The following is a 9,691-nucleotide window of genomic DNA, read 5'->3' as shown; positions in this document are numbered from 1 at the left end:
GCGCTTCGGGGACGTCGTAGCAAAGGGCCGTTGATTCATCATTCGGACCGAGGTATCCAATACTGCTCCAATTACTACCAGGACATCCATCGCCGCCACGGGCTGACCTGCTCAATGACGGACGGCTACGACTGCTATCAGAATGCCTTGGCTGAACGAGTCAACGGCATCCTCAAGGGAGAGCTCTTGCTAAGCCGGTCGGCCGATCTGAAGCAAGCTCGTAAAATGGTGGCCCAATCCGTTCAAATTTATAATCAAGAACGGCCGCACACCGCCTTGAAATACAAAACGCCCGATGCAGTGCATCAAGCGTTTCTATGGCAATAAATATTGTCAACCTATTTTAGGACTGGACAACCGTCCTGATTGCTCCGGCGCACAACACTAATGAATCAGTGGATAGGATGACTGCGGAAATGGTCGTCCGCGCCATCGTCGTCCAGATCGTCGTGATGATGACCGTGGGCGCCGTGGACATGCTGATGGGCGATTTCTTCTTCCGAAGCGGCACGGACTTCCGTCACGCTCAGATCGAAACGCAGGGCAATGCCGGCCAGCGGATGATTACCGTCGAGCACAACCTTGTCGTCGGCAATGTCGGTCACCGTGAAAATCAATGCCTGCTCTTCTTCATCCTCGTTGTCTGGCGTGCCTTCAAATTGCATGCCGACTTCCAGTGGTGTCGGCAAGCGATTGCGCGGCTCTATCTTGACCAGATTCGAGTCGTACTCGCCAAACGCGTCGTCCGGCTCAACTTGCAGCTCGGTTTGATAGCCGACTTCCTTGCCATCCAGTGCTTCTTCGATTTTCGGCAACGTGTTTTCGTAACCGCCGTGCAAATACACCATCGGTTCGCTGCCTTCTTCGATCAGATTGCCTTGGGCATCTGACAATTTGTAGTGCACAGTCACTACCGTATTTTTGGCAATCTTCATGATCATTCCTTTCATTTAACATGCGCTGGGATTATACCCGCCGGAACGGCCCTGCTTCGCCAACAGCACAAATTTTTACGAAACCTGTCCCGATCAAGCTTGCCGCGGCATATTGCGCACTTGCTGATTACAGGCCGATTTACACGCCAACTCATGCGCCCAAGCCTGATTTTACGGCATGCAACCCGATATAATGACGACATGAAAAATTCCACACTCCTGGGCGGCCTGTCCCCCGCGCAATTTTTACGCGATTACTGGCATAAAAAACCCTTGCTGATCCGTCAGGCCCTGCCCGGCTTCAAGCCCCTGCTCTCGCCTGAGGCCCTGTTTGAACTGGCGCAGCGGGACGACGTCGAATCACGCCTGGTGACGCATTTCAAGCAGCAATGGCAAGTAGCCAACGGCCCCGCAAAGGATTTGCCGAGCACGCGCCAAAAGGACTGGACCCTGCTGGTGCAGGGCGTCAACCTGCACCACGATGGCGCGGATACCCTGTTGCGCCAGTTCCGTTTCATTCCCGATGCGCGGCTGGACGACCTGATGATCAGCTATGCCACCGATACTGGCGGCGTCGGTCCGCATTTCGACTCCTACGATGTGTTTTTGTTGCAGGCTCACGGCCAGCGGCGCTGGAAAATAGGCGCTAGCCAAGACCTTACCCTGGTGGAAGGCAGCGCGCTGAAGATACTCAAGAATTTCAAGCCCGAGCAGGAATTCATCCTGGAACCCGGCGACATGCTCTACCTGCCGCCGCAATACGCCCACGATGGCACGGCAATTGGCGAATGCATGACGTATTCGATCGGCTTCCGCGCCCCGCCATTCCAGGAGTTGGGTGAAGCGTTCCTGCAATTCATGGCAGATTCCATCGACCTGCCTGGGCGCTATGCCGACCCTGACCTGAAACCCAGCAAGCATCCGGCGGAAATCAGTGGCGGCATGCTGACGCAAATCTCGGACGAACTCAATAAAGTCCGCTTCACCGAGGACGATATTGCCATTTTCGTCGGCGAATATCTGTCGGAACCGAAAGCCAATGTATTTTTCGAATCGCCGGCGCGGCCGCTGACGCTCGCTCGCTTTACCGCTGCATTAAGCAAACGCGGCGTGGCGCTTTCACGCAAAACCCAGATGCTGTATCGTGGCAAGCACGTATTCATCAATGGCGAGTCATTCGCCGCCGGACGTGCCGATAAAACATCATTGACGCTGCTGGCTGACCAGCGCAGGCTCGACAGCGAAGCCGCCGCCAAAGTCTCGACCGACGTGCTTGAGGCGCTCTATACCTGGTACGAAGACGGCTGGATTACCTTAGGTTGAGCGCTTCAAGTATAAACAATAAAGATCAGGATTTTATGGCTGATGTTTAAATAGGCATGAGAGATGAAAAAGATTCTCATAAAACATCGGGATAGAATACATAAAATACATAATATTTCGAATAAGACTTTATTTTAATGTCATGAATAATAAAACAAATACCGGATTGCCATTTAATCCAATTTGCATAAATATAATCTGCAAGTGACATTATTTAACAAATCGGCTGCGAAATGTGTGTATCTCAAGATATCTGCGCAGCATAGCCATGCAACGATGGCGAGTGCGTTTTAGGCAGCAAATCGAGCTAACGCAGCGAGTCGCGCCCGCCGATGAAATAGGAACGGTTACCAGCACATCTGAAAGCGCTGTTGCATTGATACAAATTCTTACCAAATAGCAAACCGTTAATGTCATATTTAACAAATTCCGGCTATAATTCTGAGCTGGAAAGTTTTTGTTGCATCGCGATGCGCAGTCCCGGCAAAGCACTGCGAAAACATCCTGTAGAGCGATAATTACCGGTAATTATTCATCGCAAAATTTTTGATTACTACTGAAGGAACATTCATGAAAAAAACACTGTTGATCGCATCCCTGTTGGCTCTGACTCTGGCTGCTTGCGGCAAAAAAGACGAAGCTCCTGCTGCTGACGCTTCCACTCCAGCGCCTATGGCTGCTCCTGCTGCTGCTGCCGCTTCCGCTGCTTCCGACGCTGCTGCTGCTGCAACTGCCGCTGGTTCCGCTGCTGCTGACGCTGCAACTGCTGCCGGCTCCGCCGCTGCTGCTGCTGGCTCCGCTGCTGCTGATGCTGCTCACACAGCTGTTGACGCTGCTGCTGACGCTGCTAAAGCTGCTGCCGCTCCTGCTGCTTCCAAGTAATCATTGGTTGCTTAAAAAAAGCCGACCCTTGGGTCGGCTTTTTTATTATCGAAAATATCGGATGAAGTTCGAATCCGCGCCTCACAGGCCACGCTTTACACGTCAAGCGTCACTTTTACATCTCGATCCACTCGAAACCTTCCTCCTGGCAAGCGATCGTCACTTCCACCAATTCGCTATGACGTGCGCCGCACAACGCCGCGTACGCCAACTCCGGTAAATTGTTACGCACACTCAGGTGCGCACCGACCACCTTGCGCAAACGCGACTGATCCAGCGCCGCCAGGATTTCACGCGCAACATCGTTCGACAAATGGCCGTACTGGCCGCCGATACGGCGCTTGAGCGATGGCGGATAAGCCGAATCGCTAAGCATCTGCCGATCGTGATTGCATTCCAGCACCAGCGCATCGCTACCGCCCAGGACTTGCACCAGATGCTCGGTAAGCTTGCCGGCGTCGGTCAGCACGCCGAGCCGGCGATCGCCGTCGGTTGCCACGTATTGCACCGGCTCGCGCGCATCGTGCGGAACCGTATAGGGAATTAATTGGAGATCGCCGATGGCGAAGCGGTCGCCGTCACGGCAAAAACGCAGCGCCACATCGGCGGTGCTGTCCTGGCGCAAGGCTTGATAGGTGCCGTAGGTGAGCCACACCGGCAAGCGATGGCGGCGGGCGAACTTGAAAACGCCGCCGACATGATCCTGGTGCTCGTGGGTGACGATAATTGCGGAGAGTGCGGCGCCATCCAGACCCAGGCGGGCCAGGCGGCGTTCGGTTTCCCGGATGCCAAAGCCGCAATCAAGCATCACGTTAGTGGTCGTGCCGCCTGATGTTGCTGAAATCAGCAATGCGTTGCCTTCGCTGCCACTACCCAGACTTGCGAATTTCAAGAGTGGTTCCTAGCAGCCACGGCGCCGCATTGCGTCTTATAACTGACGGCCAGCCTACTTCAGCTGTTCGTTCAATAAAGCCAGGATCTTGTCGGAAGTTTTCGACAGTTCAGGCTTGCCATCCTTGTTCAACACGGCAACCTGGCTGCCGGTTTCAGAGCCCTTTACCAGAATACGGTAACTAGCCGCATTTTTTGCCTTGTCGCTATCCGAGCTGCTGAAAATCTTGGCGAAGAAACCCTTGTCCGATTTCTTGTCCTTGGCATCGGCATCCTGATCGACATAGCGTACGAAGTAGGTACCTTGGGTGCGGTCACGATCTTCCACCGTGAAACCGACGCGGTCCAGCGCCAGGCCGACACGACGCCATGCGCGGTCGAATCCCTCATCAACCTGCACGTAATCGCCGGCAGCGTTCTTGACCAGCTTGGAACGTGCTTGCAACGACGGCGCATTGGCGACCGCAGCCTTAGCCTTCACTTCGTCGCTGCCCAGGCGCACCATCAGGCGCGACAGGAATTCAGCTTCCAATTGCGGATCGGAAGGACGTGCAGTCCAGATGCTCGATTCCTTTTGCGCACCGGACAACACTTCTTCCGCACCGCGCTGGCTGATGTAAATCTCGGTAGTGCCGTTCGGTCCGCGTTCCAGGCGGGTGCGGAACTTGTCGCGCTCACCGGTCGAATACAGCGAATCGAATACCTTGCCCAGCGTGTTGCGAACGAAATCCTGCGGAATCTTGGCGCGATTTTCAGCCCAGTCGGTTTCCATCACGCCGGTTTCCGAATTTTCGATATTGATCAGGAAGCCAGAGTCCTGCCAGAAATCCTTGACCTTGGGCCACAGGCTTTCCGGGCTTGCATTGACCACCAGCCAGCGCTGCGAACCATCGCGCTCGATGTGCATGTCAGGGGTGGCGTTAGGCGCAATCGCCGCGGCCGCCGCAGCCGGGCGCACGCTCTGATCGAGGTTGTAGCCGGAAGCGGTCGCAGTGCCTGCATTCGATTCAGGAATCGCATAACGATTCTCGCGCTGCAACTGGGTCAGGTCGGGAGGGATATCGAGTTTTGGCGCCGTCACCTTGCCCGCGCTTTTATAATCGATACGATCCGGCTCGAGCACCGAACTGATCGACGAGCATCCTGCAAGACCGGCTAGCGCCAAGGCGATGACAACGCTGCGTTGTGTGAGACTGATTTGAGTCGATGAAATGTTCTTGCGAATAGTCATGTGGATACAGGATCAAAAAGACGAGAGAAGTTCTAGGGAAAACGCCTGTCAGCGCAGCTTATTTTAATACACCCGATTCACGCAGCGCCGCCCGCACCGTTGCATGAAACTCGGCGGCCAGCGGCACCAGCGGCAAACGAATGCCGTCAGACATCATGCCCATCTCTGTGAGCGCCCATTTCACGGGCAGAGGATTCGGCTCAACAAACAATTTGTTATGCAACGGCAAAAGCTTGTTGTTCAGTTTGACTGCTTCAGCAACATTTCCGCTCATCGCAGCGACGCACAGCAGGTGCATATCGCGCGGCGCGACGTTGGCGGTCACCGAAATATTACCCTTGCCGCCGCAGAACATCAGCGCCATTGCCGTAGCGTCGTCGCCGGAATAGACGGCAAAATCGGCCGGCGCCAGGCGAATCAAATCCGAACCGCGGCCGATATTGCCGGTTGCATCCTTGATGCCGATAATGCCAGGCACTTGCGCCAGGCGCAGGATGGTCTCGTTGCTCATGTCCGCCACGGTACGGCCGGGGACATTGTACAAAATGATCGGTAAATCGACCGACTCGGCGATTTTCTTGAAATGCTGGTACATGCCCTCTTGCGTCGGCCGGTTGTAGTAAGGCACAACCTGCAGCGATGCATCGGCGCCGGCTTCCTTGGCAAAACGGGTCAGCTGAATCGCTTCTGCCGTGGAATTGCCGCCGCTGCCGGCGATGATTGGAATCCGTTTGGCCGCGTGGTCGACCGCCAGCTTGATCAGGGCACAGTGCTCTTCCACCGTGACCGTCGGCGACTCTCCCGAAGTACCGACGATGACGATAGCGTCGGTCCCTTCAGCGATGTGCCAGTCAATCAGCTTTCGCAAACCTGGCAGGTCGAGACTGCCGTCGGTGTGCATGGGAGTAACGATTGCAACAATGCTGCCCTTGATCATGATCGTGAATGCTAAAAAATAAAAGACTGATTGTAGCGGATCGCCGTGGCTATGGGTTATTTCAACTTGTAAATCGGCTTACAAATACAATTTCCACACGGAAATTTCCGATAATCCACTCGCGCCCTGGACCAAACTGCCTACGCGATACGCAAGCTTGAAGCTGCGCCGCCGGCTAGCTTAATGCCACACTTAATGGCGCAAATCCGCTGCACCATAGCCGGCTTCGGCCCAGCCGCATAGCCATCCTCAAAGGCCACCACACGCCAGCTGCCAGCCGCATCGGCAGCCAGCAAGGCCAACAATTCGCCGGGCTGCAATAAAAAATCGGGATTCGACGGCTTGCCAAATTGCTCATTGCCGGCGGCAAACGTTTCATAGAGTAATACGCCTTGCTTTGCCACGCTTCCCAGTATCGCGGGAAACAAGGGCCGATGCAGGTAGTTGGTCACGACCACGGCGCTGAACCGATCGGCCTGGAACAATGCTGCAAGCGCATCCGAGGGGCCGGCTTCCAGCTCGATCCGGCGCGTAGCGATAGCGCTTATGCCGGCGGCGTCGATTTCGGCCAGCAATTCCGGATTGCGGTCAACCGCCAGCACCTGCAGGCCCCGCTGCGCCAGCCACAGAGCATGGCGGCCATTGCCGCAAGCGAGGTCAAGTACGGTACCCGCCGAGATCGGTATCAGGCCGCCGAAGCGGCTGATCCAGGGTGAGATTGAATTCGTCACCACGTTTTTATCCGCTGAATTGATTCAAGAATTGACTTTACAGCAAGTATCCCGGCTTCAGCCATGGTGCTCTTAGTTATAGCTCAAGCCCATCGCCTCGCGCACATCGCGCATCGTATCCTGCGCCAGCTTGCGCGCATGATCGCAGCCATCTGCCACTATCGCCCGCACCAGTGACGGATCGTCAAGATACTGCTGGGCGCGTTCGTGCATCGGCTCTTGCTCCTTGATGATGGCGTCGATCACCGGCTGCTTGCATTCGAGGCAGCCGATGCCTGCGCTGCGGCAGCCCTTGGTGACCCATTCCCTGGTTGCATCGTCGGTATACACCACATGGAATTGCCATACCGGGCATTTGTCCGGATTACCGGGATCGGTGCGGCGCACCCGCGCCGGGTCGGTCGGCATGGTGCGGATCTTCTTGGTCACCACATCCTTGTCTTCGCGCAGGGCGATGGCATTGCCATAACTCTTCGACATCTTCTGGCCGTCCAGCCCTGGCAAACGCGAAGATTCCGTCAGCAGCGCTTGCGGTTCCGTCAGAATCAGCTTACGGCTGCCTTCCAGGAAGCCGAACAAGCGCTCGCGATCTATCATCGACAGGTTCTGGGCATCGTCCAGCATGGCCTTGGCCTGGCCTAGCGCGTCTTCACTGCCCTCCTGCTGGAACTGGGTGCGCAGTTCGTTGTAGAGCTTGGCGCGCTTGCTGCCCAGCTTCTTGACGGCTTCCTGGGCCTTTTCTTCAAAGCCCTTTTCCTTGCCGTACAGATGATTAAAACGACGCGCGATTTCACGCATCATTTCAACATGCGGCACCTGGTCGTCCCCCACCGGCACCTGGCTGGCGCGATAAATCAGCACATCGGCGGCCTGCAGCAGCGGATAACCGAGAAAACCGTAGGTCGCCAGGTCGCGGTCGGCGAGCTTTTCCTGTTGATCCTTGTAGGTCGGCACCCGCTCCAGCCAGCCCAGCGGCGTCGCCATCGACAGCAGCAGATGCAGTTCGGCGTGTTCCGGCACCCTGGACTGGATGAACAGCGTGGCCTGCGAGGGATCGACCCCTGCCGCCAGCCAGTCGATCAACATGTCCCAGGTACTGGTTTCGATCTGGCTGGGATCGTCGTAATGGGTGGTCAATGCATGCCAGTCGGCGACAAAAAACAGGCAAGGCAGCTCGGATTGCAGCCTCACCCAGTTTTTCAAAGCGCCGTGATAATGGCCAAGATGCAAAGCGCCAGTCGGGCGCATGCCAGAGACAACACGGTCAGGGTACATAGTTAGTGTGAGCGGTCAGAATAAAATGGGATCAAATTCAGTTTAACAACAATAGCAGCGGCGACACTATCCATTGCAAGGCGATACGAGCAATCGACATCACCGGCGTCATCCAGAAATACAATACTTTCAGCAGCACCAGCGCCATCACGATGAAGAAACCGTATGGTTCGATCTGCGCAAATTTATAGGCGTATTTATTCGGCAGCAAACTGGTCAGGATGCGGCCGCCATCCAAAGGCGGGATCGGGAACAGATTGAAGGCAAACATCACCAGGTTGGTCAGGATGCCGGCACGCGCCATCAAGGCAAAGAAGTCCTCCTGCACCCGAAACGCCGCCAGCCCGATCAGCACCAGCAGCCAGATCAGCGCCATCACGAAATTCGCCGCCGGCCCCGCCAGCGCGACCCAGGCCATGTCGCGCTTGGGCTTGCGCAATTGACCGAAATTAATCGGCACCGGCTTGGCATAGCCGAACAGAAAGGCGCCGCCGGTAGAGAAATACAGCAATATCGGAATCAGGATGGTGCCGAACGGATCGATATGCTTGATCGGATTGAGACTCATGCGGCCCAGCATATAGGCGGTGGAATCGCCGAAATACTTGGCGGCGTAGGCATGCGCGGCTTCATGCAGCGTGATCGCGAACAGCACGGGCAAGGCATACACTGCGACGGTTTGGATAAGATCATTCATGGGCGGGATTCTATCAGAGGGGCCGAGCGTGCGACAAAAGATCCGCAAGCGGGCTGTATCGGACGGGGAAATTTCAAAAAGACAATAAGGACCAAGTATCGAATATCGGGAACAGAGTCCTTATCGCAAGCTAACAATCCGACTTTCCAATGATCCAACCATCACAAGCCAAACAAGCCGGCATCGCCACGTCCCTGCCGTATCAGCTCCGGTTCATCGCCGGTCAGGTCAATCACCGTGGTCGGCTCCAGGCTGCAGGCGCCGCCGTCGATCACCAGCTCGATTTGCTTTTGCAGTTGATCGCGCACTGCTTCCGGATCGGTCAAAGCATGTTCTTCACCCGGCAAAATCAAGGTGGTGCCGATCAACGGCTGTCCGAGTTCCTCCAGCACCGCATTCACGATACTGTGTTGCGGCACACGCAGGCCGATGGTCTTGCGCGCCGGATGGCTCAGGCGGCGCGGCACTTCCTTGGTCGCCTCCAGGATGAAGGTATAGGCTCCCGGCGTTGCGCTTTTCAGCTGGCGGAACTGGCGGTTATCGACCTTGGCGTACAGCGAAATCTCGCTCAGGTCGCGGCACAGCATGGTCAGATGATGCTTGTCGTCGACACCGCGAATACGCCGAACGCGCTCGACCGCATCCTTGTTGTCCAGCTGGCACACCAGCGCATAGCAGCAGTCGGTCGGCAACGCGACGATGCCGCCGGCCTGGATGATTTGTACCGCCTGCTTGATCAGCCGCAGCTGCGGATTGTCTGGATGTATTTGGAAAAACTGGCTCATGGCT

Annotated in this window: 11 protein-coding genes; 3 read left to right on the top strand and 8 right to left on the bottom strand. The window is 56.0% G+C overall.

Going from position 1 to position 9,691, the window contains the following annotated elements; translation table 11 throughout:
* Positions 1 to 327 (top strand): integrase core domain-containing protein (locus BLV81_RS15200; RefSeq protein WP_143036344.1); only part of this gene is annotated, 327 nt, incomplete at its 5' end.
* Positions 328 to 392: 65 nt separating this feature from the next.
* Here BLV81_RS15200 and BLV81_RS15195 read toward each other — a convergent pair.
* On the bottom strand, positions 393 to 935 hold the full coding sequence (locus BLV81_RS15195) for an FKBP-type peptidyl-prolyl cis-trans isomerase (protein ID WP_092357738.1): 543 nt from the start codon (positions 933 to 935) through the stop codon (positions 393 to 395).
* Positions 936 to 1,136: 201 nt separating this feature from the next.
* Between BLV81_RS15195 and BLV81_RS15190 the strand changes: the two genes are divergently transcribed.
* Together BLV81_RS15190 and BLV81_RS15185 are read left to right on the top strand one after the other, a co-directional pair.
* A complete protein-coding gene (locus BLV81_RS15190) occupies positions 1,137 to 2,258 on the top strand; it encodes a cupin domain-containing protein (protein ID WP_092357709.1) in 1,122 nt (373 codons plus the stop codon).
* A gap of 570 nt (positions 2,259 to 2,828) precedes the next feature.
* Positions 2,829 to 3,140, top strand: coding sequence for a hypothetical protein (locus BLV81_RS15185; RefSeq protein WP_092357707.1), 312 nt, complete (start codon positions 2,829 to 2,831; stop codon positions 3,138 to 3,140).
* A gap of 115 nt (positions 3,141 to 3,255) precedes the next feature.
* On the opposite strand, the gene BLV81_RS15180 is transcribed toward BLV81_RS15185, so the two are convergent.
* From BLV81_RS15180 to BLV81_RS15150, 7 genes are all read right to left on the bottom strand, one after another.
* On the bottom strand, positions 3,256 to 4,032 hold the full coding sequence (locus BLV81_RS15180; protein WP_092357705.1) for an MBL fold metallo-hydrolase: 777 nt from the start codon (positions 4,030 to 4,032) through the stop codon (positions 3,256 to 3,258).
* 54 nt (positions 4,033 to 4,086) lie between these two features.
* On the bottom strand, positions 4,087 to 5,262 hold the full coding sequence (gene bamC, locus BLV81_RS15175) for an outer membrane protein assembly factor BamC (RefSeq protein ID WP_092357703.1): 1,176 nt from the start codon (positions 5,260 to 5,262) through the stop codon (positions 4,087 to 4,089).
* Positions 5,263 to 5,320: 58 nt separating this feature from the next.
* Entirely contained in the window at positions 5,321 to 6,199 is an 879-nt protein-coding gene (dapA, locus tag BLV81_RS15170) for a 4-hydroxy-tetrahydrodipicolinate synthase (RefSeq protein WP_092357701.1), read from the bottom strand.
* Between the two features lie 140 nt (positions 6,200 to 6,339).
* Positions 6,340 to 6,930 carry a class I SAM-dependent methyltransferase gene (locus BLV81_RS15165; protein ID WP_369823886.1) on the bottom strand — a complete coding sequence of 197 codons (591 nt, stop codon included), beginning with the start codon at positions 6,928 to 6,930 and terminating at the stop codon, positions 6,340 to 6,342.
* A 72-nt stretch (positions 6,931 to 7,002) separates the two neighbouring features.
* Positions 7,003 to 8,205, bottom strand: a complete 1,203-nt coding sequence (locus tag BLV81_RS15160; RefSeq protein ID WP_092357697.1) for a tryptophan--tRNA ligase — start codon at positions 8,203 to 8,205, stop codon at positions 7,003 to 7,005.
* 37 nt (positions 8,206 to 8,242) lie between these two features.
* Positions 8,243 to 8,902 carry a site-2 protease family protein gene (locus tag BLV81_RS15155; protein WP_092357695.1) on the bottom strand — a complete coding sequence of 220 codons (660 nt, stop codon included), beginning with the start codon at positions 8,900 to 8,902 and terminating at the stop codon, positions 8,243 to 8,245.
* A 161-nt stretch (positions 8,903 to 9,063) separates the two neighbouring features.
* Entirely contained in the window at positions 9,064 to 9,687 is a 624-nt protein-coding gene (locus BLV81_RS15150; protein WP_092357693.1) for an L-threonylcarbamoyladenylate synthase, read from the bottom strand.
* Positions 9,688 to 9,691 lie beyond the last annotated feature (4 nt).

Origin of the sequence: Collimonas sp. OK242 (genome assembly GCF_900107095.1) — a bacterium.
Lineage (GTDB): Bacteria > Pseudomonadota > Gammaproteobacteria > Burkholderiales > Burkholderiaceae_D > Collimonas.
Note: the sequence above shows the minus strand (reverse complement) of the source record. Positions and strands in the feature narration are given on the sequence as shown.